We start from the raw sequence: 25,088 nt of genomic DNA on the forward strand, positions 1-25,088 counted from the left end.
ACTGAGTCGGTGACAGCCGACCGGACCGCCACAGGTCAAGCATCCAGATCGCTGTTGCTGGACCGTAACTTCACCACTTTTTGGGCCGGGCAGGCCATGAGCCAGTTCGGTGCCCAGCTGGGGCAACTGGCGTTTCCGGTCCTCGCCGTGTCCATGCTGCACGCCTCGGAATTCGAGGTTGGCGTGCTGAATGCCGCGGGCCTCGCGGCATTCCTCATTCTGGGACTCCCGGCCGGCGCCTGGGTGGACCGCTGGCTGAAGCGCCCGACCATGATCCAGGCCGACCTCACCCGGATGGCCGCGATGGCAGCGGTTCCGCTGCTGTGGTGGGGAGGGATGCTGGAGATCTGGCACCTCTATGTCATCGCGGCGATCGTTGGCACTGCCACGGTGTTCTTCGACGTTTCATATCAGAGCTACGTCCCGGTCCTCGTCGCGCCCGGCCAGGTCAACCAGGCCAACTCCAAACTGGAAGGCACGGCCCAGGTCGCCAGGATCGGCGGACCGGCCGTGGGTGGCCTGCTGCTGGCGGTGGTCACGGCACCTGTGCTGTTCGTGGGCGAAGCCGTCGGCTACCTCCTGTCCGCCACCTTCCTCGCGCGCACCCGTGACCGGGAGGTGGCCGCCGCCCGGGGGGAACGCCGTCCGCTGCGCGTCGAGATCAAAGAAGGGCTCGCCTTCGTGATCCGGCATCCCCTCATCAGCCGGATAGCGGCCTGCACGGCAGCCATGAATTTCTTCGGCATGGTGATCTTCACCATGATGCCGGTGCTGATCCTGCGGAACCTTGGATTCGGGCCGCAGGGGATGGGACTTGTCATGGCCGTGGGCGCGGCCGGTGGAGTGCTCGGGGCGGTGGCGGCACCTCGGGTGGCGGCCAGAATTGGCGAAGGCACGGTCATACCGCTCTGCGCGGTTGCCAGCTCGGTTTTCCTGGTGCCCCTGCCGCTGGCCGCCATGGCCTCCGAGCCGGGAGTTTCGCTGGCACTGCTGCTCCTGTCGGAGCTCTGTTTCGGGTTTGTTGTCCTGATCTACAACATCATGCAGCTCAGCATGCGCCAGCGCGTGTGTCCGCCCCGCCTGCTGGGCAGGATGAACGCGTCCATCCGGTTTGTTGTCTGGGGGGTGATGCCTCTGGCCGCCCTGGCGTCCGGGTTCCTCGCCGAGCATCTCGGCCTCATCGCGGTGATCTGGATCGGTACGGCCGGCAGTTTCCTCGCGGCGGCCCCGGTGGTGTTCTCGCCCTTGTTGGGAATGCGCACCCTGCCCAGCCAGGTCGAGGGCACTTGACCTGACGCGCGCAGCGTCTTAGCCGGCGGTGCGCGGGCTGCGCCGCGCAGGCGGGGGCGGCACCTGCTTGGCGGCGACCACCCGGTCGAGGTGGATAACGACGTCGGCAGTGCGGGTGCGCACTGTACAGTCGGTGACGCCGCACTCCAGAAGGTCTCCGAGGGCGTCCGTGAACCCGCCGTCGATCCGGTAGCGGACCACCACCCGGGTTCCGGGGGACGCGGCGGCGAGGAATTCACGGGCTGAAGGCGGTGTCACACTCACGGGTTCATCGTATGCCGCGTCCGGAGTGTGACGCGCCGCTTCGTTCGCGGAGCGTGGCTGGGAGATAATAGGCTCTGAAGTCGATAGACCGGCATGCAGGCCGGAAGCACCAGCCGGCCAGCCGCCGGTACCAACGTGGAGAGGCAAGGGACGTGACGTACGTAATCGCGCAGCCGTGTGTAGATGTCAAGGACAAGGCATGTATTGAGGAGTGCCCCGTCGATTGCATCTATGAAGGCGAGCGTTCCCTCTACATCCATCCGGATGAGTGCGTCGACTGCGGGGCCTGCGAGCCTGTCTGCCCCGTTGAAGCCATCTACTACGAGGATGACACCCCGGAGGAATGGGCTGACTACTACAAGGCCAACGTCGAGTTCTTCGATGACCTGGGCTCGCCGGGCGGTGCCGCCAAGGTCGGCAACACCCACACGGACCACCCCATGATTGCAGCGCTGCCCCCGCAGAACCAGGATCACTGAGGCGCGTAAGTGACTACAGCTGTGCGCAGTTTCGGCCTGAGCCTGCCCGACTACCCATGGGAGGCCATGGCGCCGTATGTCGCCAAGGCGGCCGAACACCCGGGCGGGCTGGTCAACCTGTCCATCGGGACGCCCGTGGATCCCACGCCTGCCGTGATCCAGGATGCACTCCGCGCCGCGGCGGACGCTCCCGGCTACCCCACTGTCCACGGGACGGCGGCGCTCCGGGAAGCCATCGCGGCCTGGTTCGCTCGGCGTCGCGGTGTGGAAGACCTTGACCCGCACGATGTCATGCCGACGGTCGGTTCCAAGGAACTGGTGGCGTGGCTGCCGTTCCTGCTGGCACTGCGGCCGGGCGACGTCGTGGTCCGCCCCACGGTCGCCTATCCGACCTATGACATCGGAGCCACCTTCGCCGGCGCCACCGCCGTAGCGGCTGACGATCTCGACGAACTGGACGCCGCCACCCGCGCGAAAGTCCGTCTGGTCTGGGTCAATTCCCCGGGCAATCCGACGGGAAGCGTCCGGGACGCGCGGTCGCTCCGGAATATCGTCGACCAGGCCCGCGAAATCGGCGCCCTGGTGGCCTCGGACGAATGTTACGCGGAGCTTGGCTGGGGCGAATGGGACCTTCAGCGGGGCGGAGAAGCCGTACCCAGCGTCCTCGACCCGCGCGTCTCAGGCGGTTCGCATGAAGGGCTCCTCGCTGTGTACTCGCTGAGCAAGCAGTCCAACCTCGCCGGCTACCGTGCCGCGTTTGTCGCCGGTGACCCTGCCATCATGGCCGGTCTCGTGAACAGCCGGAAGCACGCCGGCATGATCGTGCCGTACCCGGTTCAGGAAGCCATGCGGGTTGCCCTCGGGGATGATGCGCACGTGCAGGCGCAGAAGGACCTGTACCGCGGCCGCCGTGAGCGCCTGGTGCCGGCCCTTGAAACCTTCGGGCTGAAAATCCATGAATCGCATGCCGGGCTCTACCTCTGGTCAACGGCCGGGGAAGCCACCTGGGACACGATCTCCCGGCTGGCTGAGCGCGGCATCGTTGCCGGGCCGGGCGTGTTTTACGGGGAGGCCGGAAACGGCTACGTGAGGGTGGCGCTGACCGGTTCCGACGAACGGATCGATGCCGCCGTGGCCCGGCTGGCTGAAACGGCCTGACCGGCGCCGGTCCGGGCGTTCTATGAAGGCCGCAGGCAAAGCCGGTCCGGCGTCCATGGCCGCGTAACAATACATGTGACACGCGCCACAAGTGGGGTGTTTTAGGGGGCATCAGGGCCCCGCGGATTAGTGGCAGGGTGAAAGTGGCGGTACTTTTTAACTGACTATCAATGGTGGCTTTCTACAAGAAGGCAGCACGGCCGTTGGACGTCCCGCCGGTGCGGGGGTCCCTGCGCGGCTCACCTGATGTTGGATCAAGCTTTCTACAGAGGCCTAGAAGCCTCATGAAGGGGACTCCATGACTGAGACCACCAGCGCAACCTTGCGCCACGCAGGCGGCGAACTCGAACTCCCGCGCATCAAGGTTGTCGAGGGAAACGAAGGCTACGACGTTTCCAAACTGCTGAAGCAGACCGGCGCCGTTGCCTTTGACCCCGGCTTCATGAACACCGCAGCCACAACGTCCGCGATCACCTACATTGATGGGGACGCAGGGATCCTGCGGTACCGCGGTTACCCGATCGAGCAGCTCGCACAGCACTCCAGCTTCCTCGAAGTCTCCTACCTGCTGATCTACGGGAACCTGCCGACTCCCGCCGAGCTGGAGGACTTCGACCAGCGGATCCGCCGCCACACGCTGCTGCACGAGGAGCTGAAGGGCTTCTTCGGCGGCTTCCCGCGGGACGCACATCCCATGCCCGTGCTGTCCTCGGCCGTCTCCGCGCTGTCCACGTTCTACCAGGACTCCCTGGATCCGTTCAACGCCGAGCAGGTGGAAGTCTCCACCATCCGCCTCATGGCCAAGCTCCCGGTCATCGCCGCTTACGCCCACAAGAAGTCAATCGGGCAGCCGATGCTGTACCCGGACAACTCCATGAACCTCGTGGAGAACTTCCTGCGCCTGAGCTTCGGCCTGCCTGCCGAGCAGTACGAGCTGGACCCGGTGGTCGTCAAGGCCCTCGACCTGCTCCTGATCCTGCACGCCGACCACGAGCAGAACTGCTCCACCTCCACGGTGCGCCTGGTGGGTTCATCGAACGCCAACCTGTTCGCATCCGTGTCCGCAGGCATCAACGCCCTGTTCGGCCCCGCGCACGGCGGCGCCAACGAGGCTGTCCTGAAGATGCTCCGCCAGATCCAGGCCGACGGCACCAAGCCCGAGGACTACATGGAGAAGGTCAAGAACAAGGAAGACGGCGTCCGCCTCATGGGCTTCGGGCACCGCGTCTACAAGAACTACGATCCGCGTGCCAAGATCGTCAAGGCCACGGCACACGAGATCCTCGGCAAGCTCGGCGGCAACGACGAATTGCTGGACATCGCCATGCGCCTCGAAGAGAAGGCCCTGAACGACGACTACTTCATCCAGCGCAAGCTCTACCCGAACGTGGACTTCTACACCGGCCTGATCTACAAGGCCATGGGCTTCCCGGAGAAGATGTTCACCGTGCTGTTCGCGATCGGACGCCTGCCCGGCTGGATCGCACAGTGGCGCGAGATGATCAGCGATCCCACGACAAAGATCGGCCGCCCGCGTCAGCTCTACACAGGATCGCCGGAGCGCGACTACCCGGCCAGCTAACGGCCCGGACAATACAACGAACGACGGCGGCCGCCCACCCTTAGGTGGGCGGCCGCTGCTTTTGTGTCCGGCGGGCCTGCCGGTGCCTCCAGCACAAGCGTGCTAAAACGAGGAGTGCCGAAAATTGTAGATGCCGCCGTCCGTCGCCGGGAGATCGTTGATGCTGTCTGCCGGATCATTGGTTCTGACGGGCTGGAGCGGGCTTCCCTCCGTGAGGTCGCGGACGAGGCGGGGCTCGCTGTCGGCTCGGTGCGCCACTACTTCGCGAGCAGCGAGGAGCTGCTGACATTCTCCTTCGCGGCCGTCGTGGACCGCATCGTGGCACGTCTGGACCGCGCGTACGCGCGTGTAGCCGAGACTCCCGCCGGCAGTGAAGAACACCTTGCGGCCGTTTTAACCCTGCTGGGTGAATTCCTGCCGCTGGACGAGGAGAGGGCACTGGACGCCTGCGCTTGGCTGGCCTTCAAAAACGCCGCCAGGATCCGGCCTTTCCTGGCTGCGGAGGCGGACAGAAGCCACCGGACGGTGGCCGCCGTCGTCGGGCAGCTGATCACCCGGCTGGTGGACGAAGAAGGCGGGGACCGGCAGCGGCTGGTCATCGAAGCGGAACGGCTGCTTGCCACGCTGGACGGCCTGACGATGCATGCGCTCCTGCAGCCGGGATGGATGACGCTGGAAATGTGTCGGGACGTGCTGGAGTCCCATGTGGCGGGGCTGGAAAGGACCGCAGCCGCCAGCCATTAACGTCCCCGGGCTGGGGGAATAGACTGGAGCCGGAGAGCGGGTAACCGTTGGCAAGCGGGGCGAACATCAAGAAGCCAAGGAGGCATACGGATGCAGCACACAGGCGGTCCAGGCTGGCGGATCACCATGGACACGTCGGGGCCCATGCTCATCGCCCTTTACATACGAGATGTCGCCGGGTTGGACGGTGCGGGCTTCCCTGCGCTGTCCCATGCAGCTCCGAAAATCAGGCATGCGGACCATTCGCATTTGACCGCAGAGGTCGGCGGGATCAGCGCCCTGAAAACCGAATGGGAAGCCTGGTGGGAACAGCTGCTGAAGGCGCACCCGCAGATGTCCCCGGAGTTGTCGCCGCCGGGTTTCAGGTCCTTTGCCAATTCCCCGGCCCTGCGGAGGGTCCTGCAGGCTCACTTCGGCGCCGCCCTGACGTGGGCGCGCGAACGCCGCAGTGAGTATGCCGAGCTGGAGGCTGAGCGAGTGGCCGGCGGCTCGGGGCACCTGTTGGAAGACATCGTGGAGGACCGCCTGCTGGAAGTGGGCAGGAACTCGCGGGACTTCGACCTGACCATCATCGAACTGCCCCTCGACGAGCAGCGGGCATGGTTCCTGGAGCCGGACAAAATCATCATGAGCCATGACCTGCTGCAGCAACCGGAAGTGTTCCGGAGCTACGTCCAGCCGGTTGTTGAAATGCTGGTGTAGGCGGGACTTTATCCCGCCGGAGCCTCGGCAAAGGTCACCGTTACGGTGCCGCCGCCGCCAGCCGACTCCTGCCACCCGTTGCGTGCCTGCCGGTTCCAGCTCATTCCGTCGACATCGACCTGCACCACGGCAAATTCCTTGGCGTTTGCCACTGCCCAATGCGCAAGTGACCATGCCAGGTCATCTGCGGCCTCCAGTACCAACGTCTGGCCGGAGGCAGAGGCAGGAAGGCTCCCGTACTGTGCCTGCAGTTCGCCGAGGAACGCCGCGGGATCGCCCGCCTGCTCAGGGGAGCGGAGGGTGCAGTCCAGCGCGGCGTGCGTCTGGCCGGTCAGGGCCGAGGCGAAGGAGCGGCCCATCGCCTCGTGCTGGGCGTACGCGCGCGGATACGCCGAGCGCTGCACACGCTGCGCAGCTTCGGTGACATCCATGTCTTCGTAGCCCTGAACCTTCACCAGTGCGTCGTAAAAGGCATTGGTCGCGTAGTGCGGATCCATGACCTGTTCCGTGGTGCCCCAGCCCTGGGACGGGCGCTGCTGGAAAAGACCGCGGGAGTCCGGTCCTGCGAGGTCGCCGTGGTCGATGTTCCGCAGCTTGGACTCCTGCATGGCGGTGGCCAGGGCAATGCTGGCGGCTCGCGGTGGCAGTCCGCGCCGCACAGAGATGGCGGTGACGAGTGCGGCGTTTGCTGCCTGGTCGGTGGCCAGTTCCGCCTGCTGGGATCCGACGGCGGCCACGCACCCTTCCGTGATCAGCCGCTCCGATCTCTGCAGCAGGGCCGCGGCGGTGTAAACGCCCCCGCCCACAAGCGCGACGGAGAGCGCCGCAACGATCGCTCCGCGCACCTTGCGTCGGCGTGTCACGTGGGTACTCCCTTAAGACCGGAGTAGGCCGGCAGCAGTGCCGGCCGACTCTGGACGGTCAGTTGGCATGCAGGGCGTCGTTCAGCTCCACCGTCTGGCCTTTGCGGGGAAGCACTTCCACTTCGCCGGTGGTGGAGTTGCGGCGGAACAGCAGGTTCGGGACACCCGAGAGTTCCACGGCCTTGATGATCCGGCTGGTGTCCTCGCCGTCGGCGTCCTTGGCACCGACGACGCGCACGCGGGTGCCGGCAGTGATGTAGAGCCCGGCCTCCACTACGGAGTCGTCACCGATGCTGATGCCCACGCCCGAGTTCGCGCCCAGGAGCACCCGCCGGCCGAGGGCAATCTTTTCCTTGCCGCCGCCGGAAAGCGTGCCCATGATTGATGCGCCGCCGCCGACGTCAGTGCCGTCGCCCGCCACGACACCGGCGGAGATGCGGCCCTCGACCATGGACGTGCCCAGTGTTCCGGCATTGAAGTTAACGAATCCCTCGTGCATGACCGTGGTGCCCTCGGCGAGGTGGGCGCCGAGGCGGACGCGGTCGGCGTCGGCAATGCGGACGCCGGCCGGTACAACGTAGTCCACCATGCGCGGGAACTTGTCAACGCCGAATACGGTCACGGCTCCGCGCTTGCGCAGCTTGGCGCGGGTCAGCTCGAAGCCGTCCACGGCGCACGGTCCGAAGTTGGTCCACACGACGTTCGGGAGCTTGCCGAAGATGCCGTCGAGGTTGATGGTGTTGGGGCGGACCAGGCGGTGTGAGAGCAGGTGCAGGCGCAGGTAGGCGTCTGCCGTGTCGGCCGGTGCTTCATCCAGGTTGATCTGGACGAACACCACTTTCTGTTCCGTGCCGCGGTCGGCGTCGGTGCCGGCGGCGGCGATGTCGGCGAGCGTCTCATCGGCGTTCTCGATTGCGCGGAGTGCTTCGGCGGCCACGCCCAGGGCGGGCGCCGGGAACCAGACGTCGAGCACCGTGGCGTCCCCATTGCGGGTGGCGATGGTGGCCACCCCGAATCCATAGGCCGAACGGGAATCGTCGGACAGTGTCTGGGCAGCGGGCACGGCGGAAGAAGCGGTTTCAGTCATGGCCCAAGTCTATCGAGCCGACGTGCACCCGCCGAAACGCGCCCCGGGGATAGAGTTGGATGGTGATTGCCGAAACCGCACCCATAACCCTCGACCTCCGCCAGGACGTGGCGCTGCTGACAGCCGCGCTGATCGACATCAACAGTGTGTCGGGCAACGAAACGGAGCTTGCTGACGCTGTGGAGGTGGCCCTTCGGCAGCTCCCCGGCCTTAACCTGCTGCGCGACGGGGACGCCGTCATCGCCCGCACATCCCTCGGACGGTCCGAGCGCGTCATCCTCGCCGGCCATCTGGACACAGTTCCGCTGCCGGTCACCGGGGAGTCGCTGGGGACGGTGCCGTCCACCTGGCCGTCCGGTGTTGCCGGCGACGGCGTCCTGTACGGCCGGGGTGCCACCGACATGAAGGGCGGCGTAGCCGTCCAGCTGGCCTTGGCGGCGTCCCTGTTTGACGGCGGTGCCGAGCCGTCCAAGGACGTCACCTTCGTTTTCTACGACCACGAGGAGGTCGAGGCCGTGAAGAGCGGCCTCGGAAGGCTGGTGCGCAACCACGGACCGCTTCTCGAAGGAGACTTCGCCATCCTCCTGGAGCCAACGGACGGCACCGTGGAAGGAGGCTGCAACGGCACCATGCGGCTCCAGGCCACTACGCAGGGCGAGGCCGCGCACTCAGCGCGCGCCTGGATGGGACGAAACGCCATCCACGCCGCCGCGCCCATCCTCGAACGGCTCGCGGCCTACCAGCCGGAGACCATCAACGTGGACGGCCTGGATTACCGCGAAAGCCTCAACGCCGTGAAGATCCAGGGAGGCACGGCGGGCAATGTCATACCGGACCGCTGCGTCGTCGAGATCAACTACCGCTTCGCGCCGGACAAAACGCCTGACCAGGCCGAGGCCCATGTGCGGGAACTGCTTGAGGGGTTCGACGTCGTCCGCACCGACAGCGCGGCCGGAGCCCGGCCCGGACTGAACCACCCGGCCGCCGCCTCGTTCGTGGCCGCCGTGGGCGCCGAACCCAAACCCAAATACGGCTGGACCGACGTCGCGCGTTTCAGTGAACTGGGCGTGCCGGCGGTGAACTTCGGGCCGGGCGACGCTTTGCTTGCGCACAAGGACAACGAACACGTCGAGGCCGAAGCCGTGCGTGCCTGCCTGCGGGCGCTGCAGAAGTGGCTGGCCTGACGCCGGCACATCATTGCGAAACGAAGGCCCGCAACCTGGTGGTTGCGGGCCTTCGTTTCGTAGGAGCTCCCGGATGGATTACCGGCCGATTTACTTGATCACGGTGGTCACGCCGGCGGTGGGTGCCTTCGCCACACCGCCTGCTGCTTTCTTGGAGCCGTGGCGCTCAATCCAGATGGCGAGGCGCGACACAGCCAGGTTGATGGCGATGTAGATCGCCGCAGCCACGAAGAACACGGGGAACAGGAACTGCGGGCCCAGGAAGTCAGCCATGACCTGTACGGCACGCAGGAGCTCGCCATACGCGACGATGTAGCCCAGTGAGGTGTCCTTCAGAAGGACCACGAGCTGGGCCACCAGGGACGGAAGCATGCGGCGGATGGCCTGCGGCAGTTCGACGCTGAGCCGTGACTGGAAGCTGGTCAGGCCGATCGCCAGGCCGGCCTCGCGCTGCCCCTTCGGAAGGGACTGGATACCCGCACGGATGATCTCGGCGAAGATCGCCGCGTTGTACAGGACCAGCCCGGCCACGACCGCGATGAAGGGACTGGTGGCGAACACCAGCAGGACAAACAGCATCATCAGCACCACGGGCATGCCGCGGAAAAATTCCAGCACGATCCGGGTGGGAACCCGGATCCATGCAACGTCCGAGATGCGCATGAGGCAAAGCAGGAGCCCCAGCGGGAACGCGATCACCGCTGCGATGGCGGCAGCACTCAATGTGGCGCCGATGCCGTCGAAGATCAGCGTCCAGACATCCGCCTGCCCAAAGATAGCCCATCTCCGCGCCTCGAAGATTCCCTGCTGGGCGAGCGTGAAAAGGGCAAGTGCGAGGAGGCCGGCAATGAGGACGACACCGACGACCGAGCCGATCAGCGAGATTCTGCGGGCTTTGGGCCCCGGGACGTCGTAGAGAACGGAAGTCATCGCGCGATCGCCACCTTTCGTTCGACCTGGTGAGCGATGTAGCCCAGCGGCACAGTGATGAGGAGATAGAAGAATGCAACGCCCGCGAGGACCCACATGACGGCGTCGCCGTGGTCATTGGCCAGCTGCTTGCCGTAGCCGAACAGTTCCAGCACGAAGAATGCGCCGGCCACGGAGGAGTTCTTGACGAGCGCGATGAGGATGTTGATCATGGGCGGAATCACCGTGCGCAGGGCCTGGGGCAGGATGATCAGGGACAGCACCTGGCCGAACGTCATGCCGATGCTGCGCGCAGCCTCAGCCTGGCCCAGAGGAACGCTGTTGACGCCCGAGCGCACTGCCTCGGCAATAAAGGCGGCCGTATAGGCGCTGAGTGCGATGATGGCGGCGATTTCGAACTGCTGGAACGTGACACCAAGCCGGGGCAGGACAATGGCGGCGAAGAAGAAGGCGATGGTCAGCGGGGTGTTACGCACCACCTCCACATAGGCCATGCTGAATCCGCGGAGCGCTGCCACGGGGGATACGCGGGCTGCTGCCAGCAGTGTGCCCGCCACGAGGGCAATGATGCCGGAAACGACGGCCAGGAACAGGGTTCTGAGAAAGCCGTCCCAATACTGCGGGAGGCTTTCAATGATGACGTCCATAGGGTCCTTCAGCTGCGTTTGGGGGAAATTGTTCGGAAAAAAGGAGCGGCGGTCACCGGTGCCGGGGATGCCCGGCCGCCGGTGACCGCCACGCCTGCTCTAGTAGCGGTCGATGGCGGGAAGTTCAGGTGCCGTCTTGATGACCGCACCGGCTGTGTCCTCCCAGGCCTTCTTGTAGGACCCGTCCTTGGCGAATTCCTCAAGCTGGTCGTTGATCCAGTTGCGGAATACGGTGTCGTCCTTCTTCAGGCCGATGCCGTAGGGCTCCTTGGTGAAGGTCTCGTCCGACGCGAGCTTGAAGGCATCCGGCTCCTTGTTGACGAAGCCGGCCAGGATCACGTTGTCGGTGGTGATGGCTTCCACCTGCTTGTTGCGCAGCGGCTCAAGGCAGGCCGAGTAGGTGGCTGCCGGAACCAGGACGGCGCCGTACTTCTCCACGATCGTGCCGGCAGGTGTGGAACCGGTCACGGAGCAGACGTTCTTGCCCTTGACGTCCTCAGGCTTGGTGATGGACGTGTTGTCCTTGTTCACCATGAGGGCCTGTCCGGCCTCGTAGTAAGGACCGGCGAAGTCGACCTCGGTCTTGCGCTTGTCGTTGATCGTGTAGGTGGCGACGATCAGGTCCACCCTGCCCTGCTTGATGAACTGCTCGCGGTTGGCGGAGACGGTTTCGACCCATTCGATCTTGTCAGCCGGGATTCCCAGCTTGGCTGCGATGAGCTTGCCGATTTCCACGTCAAAGCCCACCGGCTTGCCGTCCAAGCCCTTCTGGCCGAACAGGGGCTGGTCAAACTTAGTGCCGATCGTCACCTTGCCGGCTGAAGAGAGCTTCTCCATGGTGGAGCCTGCAGCAAAACTCGGTTTCTCCGCGGGCGAAGGGTTGGTGCCGGTGCCGCCGCCGCCGCCGCAAGCGCTCAGAGTCAGCGCCAGGGCTGCGGATGCTGCTACGAGAAGGGATTTCCTTCGGGTCAAAAATGCCTTCATGACATTCCTTTCATTGGGCGGCCGATAGCGGCCAGGGCGAACCCGGGGGGTTCAGTGAGTGAGGAGCTTGGACAGGAAATCCTTGGCCCGGCTGCTCTGGGGATTGGTGAAGAATTCTTCGGGCGTGGCATCCTCCACGATCTGGCCGTCCGCCATGAACACGACGCGGTCCGCAGCCTTGCGGGCGAATCCCATCTCGTGCGTCACGACGATCATGGTCATGCCTTCCTTCGCCAGCTGGATCATGACGTCCAGGACCTCGTTGATCATTTCGGGGTCCAGGGCCGACGTGGGCTCGTCAAAGAGCATGACCTTCGGCTTCATGGCGAGTGCGCGGGCGATGGCCACGCGCTGCTGCTGGCCGCCGGAAAGCTGGGCCGGGAGCTTCGGAGCCTGGTGGCCCACTCCGACGCGCTCGAGCAGGGCCATGGCTTCCTTGTCCGCTTCCGCCTTGGACATGCCCTTGACCTTGATGGGCCCGAGGGTGACGTTTTCAAGGATGGTTTTGTGGGCGAAAAGGTTGAACGACTGGAAGACCATTCCGACGTCGGCGCGGAGGCGCGCGAGCTCCTTGCCTTCCTCGGGCAGCAGCTTCCCGTCAATCGAAATATCGCCGTCGTCAATCGTTTCAAGACGGTTGATGGCTCGGCACAGCGTGGACTTGCCCGAGCCCGAAGGCCCGATGACCACAACGACCTCGCCCTTGCGGACCTGGAGATTGATGTCCTTCAGAACATGCAGCTGGCCGTAATGCTTGTTCACGGCATTCAGGGAGACGAGCGCATTGTCGGGCACTTGAGTAGTCATGGAAAGAATCTATCGAACATCACGCACTTATGACCGCAATCACTCCGACTTCCTGCTGATCGTAATTCAAGAGATACCTGCACGTCAGCAGGTTAGCCTTGGACGATGAGCATCAACGCAGATCCGTCTAAATCCGCCCAGCCCCGCCGCAAAGGGCCCCTCGAGCTGCGCCGCAAGCAGGCTGCGGTGGAGATGTCGGACCAACGGCTGCTTGACACCAAAGGCCCGGGCCACTTCATCCACACCGATCCATGGCGTGTCATGCGGATCCAAAGTGAATTCGTGGAAGGCTTCGGAGCGCTGTCCGACCTCGGCCAGGCCGTCAGTGTCTTCGGTTCGGCGCGCACGAAACCGGGCAGCATGTACTACGAAATGGGCGTCGACGTGGGACGCAAGCTGGCGGAGGCGGGGGTTGCCGTCATCACGGGTGGCGGTCCGGGATCCATGGAGGCCGCCAACAGGGGAGCCGTGGAAGGCAATGGCGTCTCCGTCGGTCTCGGCATTGAGCTCCCGTTCGAACAGGGCCTGAACCAGTGGGTGGACCTGGGCATCAACTTCCGTTACTTCTTCGCGCGGAAGACCATGTTCGTCAAGTACGCGCAGGGCTTCATCGTCCTTCCCGGCGGCCTCGGCACGCTTGACGAGCTGTTCGAAGCAATGGTCCTGGTCCAGACGCAGAAGGTGACTTCGTTCCCCATCGTTCTTCTGAGCACCTCGTTCTGGGGGCCCATGATCGAGTGGATCAAGGGCACCCTGGTGGCCGAAGGCATGGTGTCCGAGAAGGACCTGGACCTGATCCAGGTGGTGGATACCGCGGAAGAAGCCGTCAGCCTGGTCCTCCACGGACATGTCCGCCCGCCGTCGACCAACGGGGACCAGCGGCCTGAGTAGCGGCGGCGCCGGGGTCTGGCACCATGGGTGATGTGAGTTTCTTCCTTGTCTTCCTTGCGATCGTCCTGATCGGGGTCACGGCTGTCATCGGGACAGACCTCGGGGCTCGAATCCTCCGAAGAAAACGCCCCACCGGCATGGTGTTCGACGACGGCTTCGAGGAGCCTGCGGCCTCGCTGCCGCCGGTCCTGCTGCCGGCTGAGGCCAAGCCGGCCGACGTCGACCGTGTCCGGTTTTCCCTGGGGCTGCGAGGGTACCGGATGGATCAGGTAGACCAGGTGCTTGACGAGCTGAGGGACCAGCTTGCCTCCAAAGATGCCGAAATCGCCGGGCTGCGCGCCCATCTTCGAGGCCAGGGCTTCGGGGTTGTCCCCGCGGAGCAGTCTGCGGCACCGGACCATCCAGCAACGAACCATGCGGCAACGGCGGAGCCGCCCATGCAGGCAGACCGGCGTGTGGCAGAGGAGCAGTCTTGACCGGTTCCGCCTCCGGTCACGGCCCGCAGGCCGCCGGAGCATCCGGCGGGCCAGGCTCCCGTCCAGCCACAGACAGCAATGAATGGACAGCGTCCGGCGCTCCCGAGGTGCGCAGGCCCTCTGCAGTGACGGGTGCGTTGAGCGCAGCCGTGGCACGTCTGTGGGCGGCGGCTGCACAATGGCCGTGGTGGCTCCAGGTCGTGGTGATTTACGCGGCGGCCAGGCTGGTCAGTGCGTGCATCTTCATGTCCGCTGCGCTGCACCAGGGCGTCAATCCCTGGTTCCCGGCCAAGCCCGATTACTGGCACTTCATAAACATCTGGGACGCCCGCTGGTATGGCGAGGTCATAGCCAATGGCTATCCCTCAGAGCTTCCGGTCGACGAAGCGGGGAACGTCCAGGAAAACGCCTGGGCTTTCTATCCGCTCTTCCCGCTGCTGGGGCGGACCCTCTCGGCGGCCACGGGCATGGACCCGGGAGTCGCCCTCACGCTCATCGCAATGCTGGCAGGCCTCGCTGCGTCCCTCGTGGTCTACGCCTTGTTCCGGCACCGGGCGGCTCATGTGCCGTCGCTGTGGGCCGTGGCGTTCTTTGCCTGCTTTCCCGTCTCGCCGATACTTCAGGTTCCGTACGCCGAGTCCCTGAACATCCTCCTGCTGGCGTCGGCGCTCCTGCTGGTACTCCGCCGGCACTACCTTGCGGCGATCCCTGTGGCCGTGCTGATGTGTTTGTCCAGGCCCACGGGTGTTCCGTTCGCAGCCATGGCCGGGATCCTCTTCCTTTACCGCCTCTGGGAGGCGTGGCGGGGCGGCCGGGAGAAGACTGCCGCCGGTCTTCAAGCACAAACGGCGGCCCACAGTCCGCGGGAACTCTGGTCGCTGGCCGGGCTGACCGCAGCCTGCGGGGCAGCAGCGGTCCTGTGGCCGGCCATCGCGTGGGCAGCAACCGGCGACATGGAGGCTTATACCAAGACCGAAACCGTGTGGCGCGGGCACGACCTTGTGCCGTTCAAACCTTGGTTCGATACCGGTGTGCTCCTGTTCGGCCCGGTGCTGGGCATCGTGGCGCCGTTCGTTTTTGTTGCCGTGTTCGCCCTGCTCATGCTCTCGCGCCCTGTGCTGCAGCTGGGTGTGGAGCTGCGGCTGTGGTGCGCCTGCTACATGGGATACCTGCTGGTGTTCCTGCACCCGCAGACCAGCACCTTCCGCATGCTGCTGCCGCTGTTTCCGCTGGCCCTGGGGGCGGCTTTGGTCTCGCGGTCGAGGGCCTACCGCGGAGCCGTCCTGACCATGTTCGTCCTGCTTCAGATCGTCTGGGTGGTCTGGCTGTGGGCCTGGGCTGAGCTGCCCGGCGGCGGAGACTATCCGCCCTGATGCCCTGGCCATACCTGCGCCGCCGCCGTGTGAATCCTTGCCCCGTCGAATATCCATCGATTAGCTACAGACGGGTAATTACAGGATAATAGGAGCTAAGCAAGGACAAAAAGCATTCGAAGAGTTCAGTCATGGCGGCTGCCGAACCGGCCGCCATAGGGCTTGTTTGACCATGCGGACTCAGCCCATCCGGGCTGCTCAGTCCTGGGACTACTGGAGGGGATATTCCTCATGGCGGCTATGAAACCACGCACCGGCGACGGCCCTATGGAAGTAACCAAGGAGGGCCGCAGCCTGATCATGCGTGTGCCGCTCGAAGGTGGGGGGCGGCTGGTGGTTGAACTCAATGCCGCCGAGGCGGCCAACCTCAAGGAATGCCTCGTAGGCGTTACGGAATAGCTTGCCAGGCAGGGCCTGCACCGGAAAGGTGCGCGCCCTGCCTTACTTCTTAAACGCTGCCTTACTTCTTAAGCGCGGCCCTGCTTCTTAACCGCGGCCCTGCTTCTTAACCGCGGCCCTGCTTCTTAACCGCGGCCTTACTTCTTGACCGCTACCAGCAGGCCGTCCCCGGTGGGCAGCATCGCGGACGCGAGCCGGTCGTCGTCGCGGACGGCCTTGCCCACCTGCCGCAGCACCACCGTGGTGGCGTCGCGGGCCGCAGGGTTGGAGACGCGGTCCTTGTCCAGGGCATCGTTGACGATCAGGAGGCCGCCGGATTTGAGCAGGCGTACGGCCTGGTCCACGTAGCGCGGGAAGTTGGGCTTGTCCCCGTCGACAAACACCAGATCGTATGCGGCGTCTGTCAGCCTGGGCAGGACGTCACCAGCACGGCCGGAAATGGTGCGCGTCCGGTTCGCGGGGCTGCCCGCTTCCTGGAAGGCCTCGCGTGCTGCTTTGAGGTGCTCGACATCCACATCGATGGTGGTCAGCACCGCCTGCGGACCCAGGCCGCGAAGGAGGCAGACGCCGGACACCCCGGCGCCGGTGCCAATTTCGACGGCCGTCTGGGCCTTTGACGCTGCGGCCAGAACCGTCAGCACGGCCCCGACCCCGCGCCCGATGGGCGTGACGCCCAGTTCGAACGAACGTTCCCGGGCGCGCAGCAGGACCTCATCCTCGGCAGGCAGATCTTCTGCGTAGGACCAGCTCGTGGACTTATCGGCGCTCATGGGTTTCGCTTTCTGGGCGGCAGGTGGATGTTTCTAACAGAGTACTGTGTCCGGCGGCATGGCGCGGGAAGGTGACGGCGGGACAGGCTGTGATGCCGGATACCACGGGCGCCCGGCCGCAGCCGTCCGGTGCCCGGGACGCGCGCCGGCTCTGTTTCGGTTGCGCCTACGGCTAAAGGGGGCCCCACAGTCAGGAAATTCCCAGCGAAGTTTGAAATGATAATTATCCGCTCATCCAAGTGGTGATCGGCGCCGAACCAATGATGTAAACCGCATCAGGCGTTAGTACATCCACGAGGGGAGTGGACGATGTCAGGATCAGTTGTGGCACCTGTCCCTGCAGTTGAAGAGTCCGGGGCCGACTGGGTCATGCCCACCTGGGAAGAGGTTGTGACCAACCACTCGGCAAAGGTCTACCGGCTTGCGTATCGTCTCACCGGCAACAAGTACGACGCCGAGGACCTCACCCAGGAGGTGTTCGTCCGCGTCTTCCGTTCCCTGGAGAATTTCAAGCCCGGAACGCTCGACGGCTGGCTCCACCGCATCACCACCAACCTGTTCCTCGATCAGGCCCGGCGCAAGAGCCGGATCCGCTTCGACGCGCTGGCGGAGGATGCCGAGTCCCGCCTTCCGGGGCGCGAGCCTGGACCCGAGCAGAGTTTCGAGCTCAACAATTTGGACCTGGACGTCCAGGCTGCGCTGGAGGAGCTTCCCCCGGACTTCCGGGCGGCGGTTGTGCTGTGCGACCTGGAGGGACTGTCCTACGACGAGGTTGCCGAAGCGCTGGGCGTGAAGCTCGGTACGGTGCGCTCGCGCATTCACCGCGGCCGCACCATGTTGCGTGAAAAGCTTGCCCATCGCGATCCGAGGCCGCAGCAGGCCCGCAAGCCGCGGCTCAAGCTGCCCCGCATCGCCAGCGTTCTCTGATCGGCGCCATGCATCAACTGAACCGCTTTCTGCATAACGCCAAGAAATCGGCCGCATCCCTGCCCCTGGCAGGGTCTCGGCATCCGGGCACCCCTGACCACGTCAGCCGGTGCGCCGATTGCGCCGCTGCCCTTCGCCGCCAGCGCGAGTATCTTGAACGGCTTCGGCAAGCAGCTGTCCCGGCGGCCAGCGACGAGCTGACAGCGCGGCTGCTGCTCAACACCCGGGAACTGGCCATGGCTCCGGCCGCTCCGGCCCCGCAGGCACACCCGTTCAGGCTGGCAGGCCTGGCCGCCGGCGGCGTTGCCATTGTGGCTGCGGGTGCCGTCATGGCGGGCGCGTACATCGCCGCCGGGGAACCGCGGCAGTATGCGGCCGCTGCTTTCTCGGGACAGGCGGAGCGTTCCGCGGACGCTGCCGGCAGCGGCGGAACGGAGGCCGGGGGCAGCTCCGGCGCGGATGTGTCCGCGGATCCGTCAGGCAACTCGAACGTGGCAGTTCTGCGTTCGCACGGCTGGGCCTGCCCCGATCTCCAGGCCATGGGCTTCCACGTCGTGTCTGCCATGTCAAAGGTCTACGCCGGGCGGCCGGCCGTGGAGTTGCGCCTCTCGGACGGACAGCATACGGCAACTGTCCTCGAACAGCGCTCCGCGCCGGCAGCCGGCAACCCGGAGCTGCCCGCGGGGTCCGCCCAGACGCCTGTGCCGGTCAACCCACTGACGGGGCACCCCGCGAGCAGCGATGGGTTCGTTGCCGTCAATACGGCCGGTGACGCAGGGGCGGGACGGCTCTGGATCAAGGCCACCGCCCCGTGGAGCGCCATTTACCAGGCCGGCAAGAGAACATTCACCTACGTATCGGACCTGCCCGCGGACGCTGCTGACGATGCCGTCGCAGCCTTGGCTGCGGCCGGACGCCCTGTAAGCCAGGTCGGTTTGGACCATGGCGTGGCGGCAGACTCCGGCCCGGAGACGCGAGGTTCAGGCGATGAATCAGTCGTGGAAAGACTGGAACGCGGGCTGCGCAGACTCGCCCTGCACCTGGACAAGATGACCGGGCACCTGGCGCGGTGACGCGGTGCTGCGCCGCCGTGACGGCGGCGAAATCGTCAGCGCCTCTCCGGAGAGGGTAATCTTCCTAAAGTGTTTGGAATCAACGGCCCGGAGTTTCTCCTTCTGCTGCTCATCGGCATTCTGGTGATCGGCCCCCAGCGCCTGCCCGAATACACCCAGAAACTGACAAACCTCGTTCGGGAACTGCGGCGGATGGCATCCGGTGCGCGGGAACAGATCAAGGAAGAAGTCGGCATAGACATCGATGATGTCGACTGGAGGAAGTACGATCCCCGTCAGTACGATCCCCGCCGCATCATCAAGGAAGCCCTGCTCGAAGACACCACGAAGGCGGTCAGCCCCGGCGGGCCCGCAGTTGCCGCCGCCGGCGCGGCCGTGTCCGGGGCCGTGGACCATGCCGCTGTTCCGCGGCCGGGCCGAACCGTCGAACGGTTGCCCGACGGCGAGGCCGCGCCGTTCGACACGGAAGCCACCTAGGGGCTCATCCGGCCTGGATTTCGACGGCCAGTCACTGGAGCCGGATTTGGCCTCCCGTTACCGGGGCTGGACGTCCAGCTTCATTCCCGTCAGGCCACGCGGCCTTGACGCCAGTTTGCCGGCAATGGCGGACAGCGCCGCCGCGGCAGGTGTTTCCGGGCGGCCGAGGACGATCGGCTGGCCCGAATCCCCGCCCTCCCGCAACAGTATGTCCAGCGGGATCTGTCCGAGAAGCGGTACCGGCGTGCCCGTCGTGGCACTTAGCCGTTCGGTGAGCAGCTGCCCGCCGCCGCTTCCGAACAGCTCCATCCGCCCGCCGTCGGGCATTTCGAGGTGGGACATGTTCTCGATGACGCCGGCCACTGTCTGCCCGGTCTGGGTGGCAATGGCCCCGGCACGCTCGGCGACGTCGGCGGCGGCAGGCTGCGGGGTGGTGACCACGAGGATTTCGGCCTTGGGAAGCAGCTGGGCAACCGAGATCGCGATGTCGCCGGTGCCCGGCGGCAGGTCGAGGAACAGCACGTCGAGGTCGCCGAAGTAGACGTCGGTAAGGAACTGCTCCAGTGCGCGGTGCAGCATGGGACCCCGCCACGCCACCGGCTGGTTGCCGGCGACGAACATGCCAATTGAGATGACCTTTACGCCGTACGCCACCGGGGGAAGGATCATGTCGTCCACCCGGGTGGGGGCCTGGGTGATGCCCATCAGGCCCGGTACGGAGAAGCCGTAGACGTCCGCGTCCACGATCCCCACACGCAGGCCCTGGGCGGCCTGCGAGCAGGCCAGGTTCACTGTCACCGATGATTTGCCGACGCCGCCCTTGCCGCTGGCCACGGCAAACACCTTGGTCAGCGATCCCGGCTGGTTGAACGGAATGCCCCGCTGGCCGCCCGGGCCCCGAAGCTGCTCTTTGAGGGCATCGCGCTGGGCCTGCGTCATCACCTTGAGTTCGACCTCGACGGCGGTGACACCGGGAACGCCCAGCAAGGCGGCCTCCGAATCCTTCGTGATCGTGTCCCGCAGGGGGCAGCCGGCGATGGTGAGCAGCACGGAAAGGCGCACCGCGCCGTCGTCGGAAATGTCCACGGAATCAACCATGCCGAGCTCCGTGATGGGACGGCGCAGCTCGGGGTCGATAACGGTAGCCAGGGCAGCGTTTACTGCCGGGGCGAGGGACGTGCTCATGCTGTGGATACTCAGCTTTCGGGGGTGGTGGGGCGCGGCTCGGCTGACCGGCTCTGGCGTGGCTTGTCAGGCTTGATCTTGGGGATCTGCTGGGTCCGCGGATTCCGCTGCCGCTTTTCCTTGAGTTTCTCCCGGACCAGCTCCCGCGGCGACTCGTGGCTGCCCTGCCCGGACCCATCGTGGCTGCGGAGTTCCTCCTGCGCCTCAACCAGGTCCTCCAGAAGGCTGCGCAGCTCGGCCCGGACGTAATCGCGGGTGGCCACTTCCCGCAGCGCGATCCGCAGGGACGCCAGCTCCCGGGTTAGGTACTCGGTATCGGACAAATTGCGTTCGGCACGCTGGCGGTCCTGCTGGAGGGAGACGCGGTCGCGGTCATCCTGGCGGTTCTGCGCCAGCAGCAGCAGCGGGGCCGCGTAGGAGGCCTGCAGCGAGAGCATGAGCGTCAGGAGCGTGAAGCCGAGCTCCACTCTGTCGAACTGCCAGTCGGTGGGTGCGAAGGTGTTCCAGGCGAGCCAGAACAGGCAGAAGACCGTCATGTAGAGCAGGAACTGCGGCGTGCCCATGAAACGGGCGAAGCCCTCCGTGGCGTGGCCGAAGGCGTCCGGGTCCGGCGAGAATTTCGGCAGGATGCGCTGACGCCCGCTCAGGGGCGTGTCCAGGCTGCCTTTGCCGGCGGCCTTGTCCCGTCCCCGCGAGCTTGCGCCTTTTGGAGTGATGTCAGCCAATGCGGCCTCCAAGCCTTCTGATCGGGGCCTCGCCGTCATTTGCCCGCCAGTCATCCGGAAGCAGGTGGTCAAGGACGTCGTCGACGGTGACTGCGCCCACCAGACGGCCGGCCTGGTTGACCACCGGAAGGGAGTTCAAATTGTAGGTGGCCAGGGTGCGGGCAACTTCGCTGATGTGGGCCTGGTCAGAGAGCGGTTCCAGGTTCTTGTCAACCAGGTTGCCCAGCGGTTCGAACGGCGGAAACCGCAGCAGCTGCTGGATGTGGACCACTCCCAGGAACCTGCCCGTGGGGGTTTCCAGCGGCGGCCGGGCAATGAAGATAGAGGAGGCGAGGGCAGGGGACAATTCCTCGCGGCGGACGTGGGCGAGGGCTTCGGCCACCGTGGCCTCGGGCGGCAGGATGACGGGAACGGGGGTCATCAGACCGCCGGCGGTGTCTTCGTCGTATTCGAGGAGGCGGCGCACGTCCTCTGCACCTTCCGGCTCCATTAGCTGCAGCAGCTCTTCGGCCTGTGCGGACGGCAGTTCACCGAGGAGGTCGGCGGCGTCGTCGGGGTCCATTTCCTCCAGGACATCGGCCGCGCGCTGGACGTCGAGCGCGGAGAGGATTTCCACCTGGTCGTCCTCCGGCAGCTCCTGCAGGACGTCGGCAAGCCGTTCATCCTGGAGTTCGCTGGCCACTTCGAACCGCCGCTTGTCGCTCATCTCCTGCAGTGCCTCGGCGAAGTCGGCAGGCTTGAGGTCCTCGTGGTTGGCGACGAACTGGGTGGCGGCCTGCGGCTCGGTCTTGGCACCCTGGTGCGCGTCCGCCCAGTCGATGATCATGGTTTCGTTGCGCCGGAGCCTGCTCAGGGGGGCGAGCGAATGGCCGCGCCGGACGAACAGCTTGCTGACGAACCAGTCGCCTGAACGGTGCTGGTCCATGGCGATGTCCTCGATGGTGGCGTCACCGCTGCCGTCACGCAGCGTCACGCGCCGGTCGAACATCTCGGCGACCACGAGGGTCTCGGCGCCGCGCTGTTCGAAGCGGCGCAGGTTGACCAGTCCGGTGCAGATGATCTGCGTCTGGTCGATGGACGTAATCCGGGTCATGGGAACGAAGACCCGCTTCTTGCCGGGCACTTCGACGACGATGCCCACCACATGCGGTGCACCGCGGGTTCCGCGGGAGAGCACGACGACGTCGCGAAGCCGCCCCAGGCGATCGCCCAGGGGGTCGAAGACGTCCAGTCCCAGAAGTCGCGCCACGAAGACGCGTGTAGGATTTGTGCTCACCCCTACAGGCTACCGAGTCTGCTCTCTTTTAGCTGAATTTCAGCTCGCACACATCCTTATGGGCAAGAATGGGTGTATGTCAAACATTTTTGGTGGTCCCAAGGGCGTCCCGAACGGCTCCGACGAATCCCGGACAGTCCCCACGGGGGACACCGTCGGCACGTATACCTCCTACCTGGACGCCCAGAAGGCTGTCGACTACCTCGCCGATCAGCAGTTCCCGGTGCACATGGTGTCCATCGTGGGCAATGACCTGAAGATGGTGGAACGGGTGACGGGAAGGCTCAGCTACCCTCGAGTGGCCCTCTCGGGTGCCCTGAGCGGCATGTGGTTTGGCCTCTTCGTCGGTGTCATGCTGTCGTTCTTCACACCGGCCGGCGGGACGTTCTCGATTATCAGCTCAGTCCTCATGGGCGCGGCGTTCTTCATGCTGTTCGGGATCGTCACATACGCGATGCAGCGAGGAAAGCGTGACTTTACGTCGACGAGCCAGGTGGTGGCGACCAGCTATGACGTCGTGGTCTCCTTCGAGGCCGCACACGAGGCCCGCCGGCTGCTGCAGCAGCTGCCGATGACGCCGTCCGACGCCACCGCCGGCGCAGGGCCGTCGCACTACACAGGGCCTTCCAACTACACGGGGCCTTCCAACTACACAGGGCCTTCCAACTACACCCAGAGTGACTACCACAACCAGCCGTACCAGCAGCCCGGTCAGCCTGATCAGCCCGGCCGGCACCAGGGCCAGGCGCCCCAACGGCCCGCCGGCTGGAACGACCCGTACGGCCAGCGGACCCAGGATGCCCAGGGGCATGACCCCCAGGGTTCCCAGGCTCCCGGTTCCCAGGCGCAGGGCGCACCGGTTCCGGGTGCACCCCAGTACGGGGCCGTCGAGGGCCAGGCCGGCCAGACCGGCCGTGCGCCGGAAGGCGTCGAGGGCCCGGACGCCGGGCAGCGCGCTGGCCAGCGTCCAGCGGCTGTTCGCTACCCCGACCTGCCTGATGGCCGGCCGCAGTACGGCGTGCGCGTCACCGACGCCAACCAGCCGGCGCAGGGCGATGACGAGAAGCGTTAGCGCTTGGCGAGCCGACAGGTGAGACCGAAAGGGAGGGGCACCGGAGAAATCCGGTGCCCCTCCCTTTTCGCTTGTAGAGGCTGGCTGGCCGCAAACCCGGCGGGGCTAACCCTTGCCGTTGGCCTCCTGCCAGATGCCCGCCATCCAGGCTTCGACGTCGTCGGCAGTGCGCGGGAGCGCGGCGCTGAGATTGACGGGGCCCTCGGCGGTCATCAGGACGTCGTCCTCGATCCGGATGCCAATTCCGCGGTATTCCTCCGGGATGCCGAGGTCCTCGTTCTTGAAGTACAGGCCCGGTTCGATGGTGAAGACCATACCTTCGGCGAGCACCCCGTCCAGGTAGAGCTCCCGCTTGGCCTGCGCGCAGTCGTGAACGTCAAGGCCCAGGTGGTGGCTGGTGCCGTGCGGCATCCAGCGCCGGTGCTGTTGCCCCTGGTCGCTGATGGCCTCTTGGACGGAAACCGGAAGGAGCCCCCATTCGGCAAGGCGTTCCGCAAGGACGGTGGTGGCCGCAGTGTGGATGTCCCGGAAGCGGGTGCCGATCTGCGCGGCAGCGAATCCGGCGTCGGCGGCGTCGAGAACGGCTTCGTAGATCTTGCGCTGGATGTCAGAGAACGTACCGGTGGCGGGCAGGGTGCGGGTGATGTCCGCGGTGTACAGGGAATCGGCCTCGACCCCGGCATCCACGAGAAGGAGGTCACCGGCATGGATCTTGCCTGTGTTCCGGGTCCAGTGCAGCACCGTGGCGTTGTTGCCGGACGCGGCGATCGTGTCGTAGCCGAGCTCGTTGCCTTCCTCGCGGGCGCGGGCAAAGAAAGCTCCCTCCACAACGCGCTCGCCGCGGAAATGGGTCAGTGCCCGGGGAAGGGCCTTGACCACTTCGACGAAGCCTTCCACCGTAGCGGCCACGGCGGTCTGCAGCTGCCCCACTTCCCATTCGTCCTTGATCAGGCGGAGCTCGGAGAGGGCCTCGGACAGTTTCTCGTCGAGGGCGTCCAGCACGCCCAGGTCCAGGTTGTCCGGATCCTTGGCGGTGTTGTAGCGGGCCGTGTCCACGAGGGCGTCGATGTTCTCGTCCACCTTGCGCACCAGACGGATGGAGATGCCGCCGATTTCCGGGGCACCCACGTTTTTGGTGATGGCCATTTCGAGCTCGTCGATGTGTGCCGTCGGCAGGCCGAGGCGGGCTTCGAACTCCGCCAGAGTGGGCCGTGCGCCGATCCAGAACTCGCCGGACCGTGAATCGGCGTAGAACTGCTCGGTGTCCCGTCCGGCCAGCGGGCGGAAGTAGAGCGTGACGCGGTGGTTGCCGCCGTCGTCCCCGGTGCCTTCCTCGACCGGTTCGAAAATGAGCGCGGCGTCAGGCTCATGGTCCAGGCCCAGGCCTGTCAGGTGCGCGAAGCCAGAGTGTGGCCGGAAGCGGTAGTCGCAGTCGTTGGAGCGGACCTTGAGCGGACCGGCCGGCACCACCAGGCGTTCGCCTTTGAACTGGCCGGAGATGACGCGCCGGCGGCGGGCGGCGTGGTCAGCCACGGCGTCACGCTCAGGGGTCACCTGCGGGGACGGGGCCCAGTTGCTGGCCATGAAGGCCTTGAAGGCCTCGGAACTGGGCCGCTGCGAGCGGTTGTTGACCCGCTCCTCGAGAGGCTGGGAGGCTGTATTTTCACCGTTGTAGGTGTCTTCTGCATCGTTCACCGTCCCATCGTCTCACCAGCTCCGCAGC

Annotated in this window: 27 protein-coding genes; 15 read left to right on the forward strand and 12 right to left on the reverse strand. The window is 65.7% G+C overall.

Annotated features, from left to right (window positions below):
• The first annotated feature begins 9 nt into the window (after positions 1 to 9).
• Positions 10 to 1,290: an MFS transporter gene (locus AC5RUM_RS10950; RefSeq protein WP_494034952.1), complete on the forward strand. Its 1,281-nt coding sequence runs from the start codon at positions 10 to 12 to the stop codon at positions 1,288 to 1,290.
• A gap of 18 nt (positions 1,291 to 1,308) precedes the next feature.
• On the opposite strand, the gene AC5RUM_RS10955 is transcribed toward AC5RUM_RS10950, so the two are convergent.
• Positions 1,309 to 1,554 carry a putative acetyltransferase gene (locus AC5RUM_RS10955; protein WP_400578775.1) on the reverse strand — a complete coding sequence of 82 codons (246 nt, stop codon included), beginning with the start codon at positions 1,552 to 1,554 and terminating at the stop codon, positions 1,309 to 1,311.
• Positions 1,555 to 1,706: 152 nt separating this feature from the next.
• Here AC5RUM_RS10955 and fdxA point away from each other — a divergent pair, with 152 nt between their 5' ends.
• The 5 genes from fdxA (at position 1,707) to AC5RUM_RS10980 (ending at position 6,219) form a co-directional block, all read left to right on the forward strand.
• Positions 1,707 to 2,033, forward strand: a complete 327-nt coding sequence (gene fdxA / locus AC5RUM_RS10960; protein WP_028269445.1) for a ferredoxin — start codon at positions 1,707 to 1,709, stop codon at positions 2,031 to 2,033.
• A 9-nt stretch (positions 2,034 to 2,042) separates the two neighbouring features.
• Positions 2,043 to 3,191, forward strand: coding sequence for a succinyldiaminopimelate transaminase (gene dapC, locus AC5RUM_RS10965; RefSeq protein ID WP_494034953.1), 1,149 nt, complete (start codon positions 2,043 to 2,045; stop codon positions 3,189 to 3,191).
• Between the two features lie 298 nt (positions 3,192 to 3,489).
• Positions 3,490 to 4,773 (forward strand): citrate synthase, encoded by a 1,284-nt coding sequence (locus AC5RUM_RS10970; RefSeq protein WP_400578770.1) that lies wholly within the window; start codon positions 3,490 to 3,492, stop codon positions 4,771 to 4,773.
• A gap of 114 nt (positions 4,774 to 4,887) precedes the next feature.
• Entirely contained in the window at positions 4,888 to 5,517 is a 630-nt protein-coding gene (locus AC5RUM_RS10975) for a TetR/AcrR family transcriptional regulator (protein WP_494034954.1), read from the forward strand.
• Between the two features lie 90 nt (positions 5,518 to 5,607).
• The gene (locus AC5RUM_RS10980; protein ID WP_494034955.1) at positions 5,608 to 6,219 is read left to right on the forward strand and encodes a hypothetical protein; all 612 of its coding nucleotides are present in this window, start codon (positions 5,608 to 5,610) and stop codon (positions 6,217 to 6,219) included.
• Between the two features lie 8 nt (positions 6,220 to 6,227).
• Here the strand turns inward: AC5RUM_RS10980 and AC5RUM_RS10985 are convergent, their stop codons facing one another.
• On the reverse strand, positions 6,228 to 7,082 hold the full coding sequence (locus tag AC5RUM_RS10985) for a hypothetical protein (RefSeq protein WP_494034956.1): 855 nt from the start codon (positions 7,080 to 7,082) through the stop codon (positions 6,228 to 6,230).
• A gap of 58 nt (positions 7,083 to 7,140) precedes the next feature.
• On the reverse strand, positions 7,141 to 8,169 hold the full coding sequence (gene dapD, locus AC5RUM_RS10990; RefSeq protein ID WP_494034957.1) for a 2,3,4,5-tetrahydropyridine-2,6-dicarboxylate N-succinyltransferase: 1,029 nt from the start codon (positions 8,167 to 8,169) through the stop codon (positions 7,141 to 7,143).
• 59 nt (positions 8,170 to 8,228) lie between these two features.
• Between dapD and dapE the strand changes: the two genes are divergently transcribed.
• The gene (gene dapE, locus AC5RUM_RS10995; RefSeq protein WP_494034958.1) at positions 8,229 to 9,353 is read left to right on the forward strand and encodes a succinyl-diaminopimelate desuccinylase; all 1,125 of its coding nucleotides are present in this window, start codon (positions 8,229 to 8,231) and stop codon (positions 9,351 to 9,353) included.
• 90 nt (positions 9,354 to 9,443) lie between these two features.
• Here the strand turns inward: dapE and AC5RUM_RS11000 are convergent, their stop codons facing one another.
• The 4 genes from AC5RUM_RS11000 to AC5RUM_RS11015 form a co-directional block, all read right to left on the reverse strand.
• Positions 9,444 to 10,283, reverse strand: a complete 840-nt coding sequence (locus AC5RUM_RS11000; protein ID WP_494034959.1) for an amino acid ABC transporter permease — start codon at positions 10,281 to 10,283, stop codon at positions 9,444 to 9,446.
• The gene (locus tag AC5RUM_RS11005) at positions 10,280 to 10,930 is read right to left on the reverse strand and encodes an amino acid ABC transporter permease (RefSeq protein ID WP_494034960.1); all 651 of its coding nucleotides are present in this window, start codon (positions 10,928 to 10,930) and stop codon (positions 10,280 to 10,282) included. The genes AC5RUM_RS11000 and AC5RUM_RS11005 overlap by 4 nt, the downstream gene beginning before the upstream one ends.
• 99 nt (positions 10,931 to 11,029) lie before the next feature.
• A complete protein-coding gene (locus tag AC5RUM_RS11010) occupies positions 11,030 to 11,914 on the reverse strand; it encodes a glutamate ABC transporter substrate-binding protein (RefSeq protein WP_494034961.1) in 885 nt (294 codons plus the stop codon).
• Between the two features lie 51 nt (positions 11,915 to 11,965).
• Complete coding sequence (locus AC5RUM_RS11015) at positions 11,966 to 12,721, reverse strand: amino acid ABC transporter ATP-binding protein (protein WP_494034962.1); 756 nt, start codon at positions 12,719 to 12,721, stop codon at positions 11,966 to 11,968.
• A gap of 105 nt (positions 12,722 to 12,826) precedes the next feature.
• Between AC5RUM_RS11015 and AC5RUM_RS11020 the strand changes: the two genes are divergently transcribed.
• From AC5RUM_RS11020 to AC5RUM_RS11035, 4 genes are all read left to right on the forward strand, one after another.
• A complete protein-coding gene (locus tag AC5RUM_RS11020) occupies positions 12,827 to 13,612 on the forward strand; it encodes an LOG family protein (protein ID WP_494034963.1) in 786 nt (261 codons plus the stop codon).
• 32 nt (positions 13,613 to 13,644) lie between these two features.
• Complete coding sequence (locus AC5RUM_RS11025; RefSeq protein WP_494034964.1) at positions 13,645 to 14,088, forward strand: DivIVA domain-containing protein; 444 nt, start codon at positions 13,645 to 13,647, stop codon at positions 14,086 to 14,088.
• Between the two features lie 125 nt (positions 14,089 to 14,213).
• A complete protein-coding gene (locus AC5RUM_RS11030; protein WP_494035147.1) occupies positions 14,214 to 15,461 on the forward strand; it encodes a hypothetical protein in 1,248 nt (415 codons plus the stop codon).
• A gap of 231 nt (positions 15,462 to 15,692) precedes the next feature.
• Positions 15,693 to 15,860, forward strand: coding sequence for a DUF3117 domain-containing protein (locus AC5RUM_RS11035; protein ID WP_009357720.1), 168 nt, complete (start codon positions 15,693 to 15,695; stop codon positions 15,858 to 15,860).
• Positions 15,861 to 15,997: 137 nt separating this feature from the next.
• Here the strand turns inward: AC5RUM_RS11035 and AC5RUM_RS11040 are convergent, their stop codons facing one another.
• Entirely contained in the window at positions 15,998 to 16,630 is a 633-nt protein-coding gene (locus AC5RUM_RS11040) for an O-methyltransferase (RefSeq protein ID WP_205655450.1), read from the reverse strand.
• 309 nt (positions 16,631 to 16,939) lie between these two features.
• Between AC5RUM_RS11040 and sigE the strand changes: the two genes are divergently transcribed.
• From sigE to AC5RUM_RS11055, 3 genes are all read left to right on the forward strand, one after another.
• Complete coding sequence (sigE, locus tag AC5RUM_RS11045; protein WP_494034965.1) at positions 16,940 to 17,557, forward strand: RNA polymerase sigma factor SigE; 618 nt, start codon at positions 16,940 to 16,942, stop codon at positions 17,555 to 17,557.
• An 8-nt stretch (positions 17,558 to 17,565) separates the two neighbouring features.
• Positions 17,566 to 18,630: an anti-sigma factor gene (locus tag AC5RUM_RS11050; protein ID WP_494034966.1), complete on the forward strand. Its 1,065-nt coding sequence runs from the start codon at positions 17,566 to 17,568 to the stop codon at positions 18,628 to 18,630.
• 69 nt (positions 18,631 to 18,699) lie between these two features.
• Positions 18,700 to 19,107 carry a twin-arginine translocase TatA/TatE family subunit gene (locus AC5RUM_RS11055; RefSeq protein ID WP_494034967.1) on the forward strand — a complete coding sequence of 136 codons (408 nt, stop codon included), beginning with the start codon at positions 18,700 to 18,702 and terminating at the stop codon, positions 19,105 to 19,107.
• A gap of 57 nt (positions 19,108 to 19,164) precedes the next feature.
• On the opposite strand, the gene AC5RUM_RS11060 is transcribed toward AC5RUM_RS11055, so the two are convergent.
• From AC5RUM_RS11060 to AC5RUM_RS11070, 3 genes are read right to left on the reverse strand one after another with little or no spacing between them, the layout of a single operon-like run.
• Positions 19,165 to 20,292, reverse strand: coding sequence for an Mrp/NBP35 family ATP-binding protein (locus tag AC5RUM_RS11060; protein WP_494034968.1), 1,128 nt, complete (start codon positions 20,290 to 20,292; stop codon positions 19,165 to 19,167).
• An 11-nt stretch (positions 20,293 to 20,303) separates the two neighbouring features.
• Positions 20,304 to 21,056 (reverse strand): DUF1003 domain-containing protein, encoded by a 753-nt coding sequence (locus tag AC5RUM_RS11065; RefSeq protein ID WP_494034969.1) that lies wholly within the window; start codon positions 21,054 to 21,056, stop codon positions 20,304 to 20,306.
• Positions 21,010 to 22,293 carry a magnesium transporter MgtE N-terminal domain-containing protein gene (locus AC5RUM_RS11070; RefSeq protein WP_078028204.1) on the reverse strand — a complete coding sequence of 428 codons (1,284 nt, stop codon included), beginning with the start codon at positions 22,291 to 22,293 and terminating at the stop codon, positions 21,010 to 21,012. The genes AC5RUM_RS11065 and AC5RUM_RS11070 overlap by 47 nt, the downstream gene beginning before the upstream one ends.
• A 76-nt stretch (positions 22,294 to 22,369) precedes the next feature.
• On the opposite strand from AC5RUM_RS11070, the gene AC5RUM_RS11075 reads away from it, so the two are divergent.
• The gene (locus AC5RUM_RS11075; RefSeq protein ID WP_494034970.1) at positions 22,370 to 23,365 is read left to right on the forward strand and encodes a YflT domain-containing protein; all 996 of its coding nucleotides are present in this window, start codon (positions 22,370 to 22,372) and stop codon (positions 23,363 to 23,365) included.
• 105 nt (positions 23,366 to 23,470) lie between these two features.
• Here AC5RUM_RS11075 and AC5RUM_RS11080 read toward each other — a convergent pair whose 3' ends face one another.
• On the reverse strand, positions 23,471 to 25,060 hold the full coding sequence (locus AC5RUM_RS11080; RefSeq protein WP_494034971.1) for an aminopeptidase P family protein: 1,590 nt from the start codon (positions 25,058 to 25,060) through the stop codon (positions 23,471 to 23,473).
• Positions 25,061 to 25,088 lie beyond the last annotated feature (28 nt).

It is taken from the genome of Arthrobacter sp. B2060 (assembly GCF_059090445.1).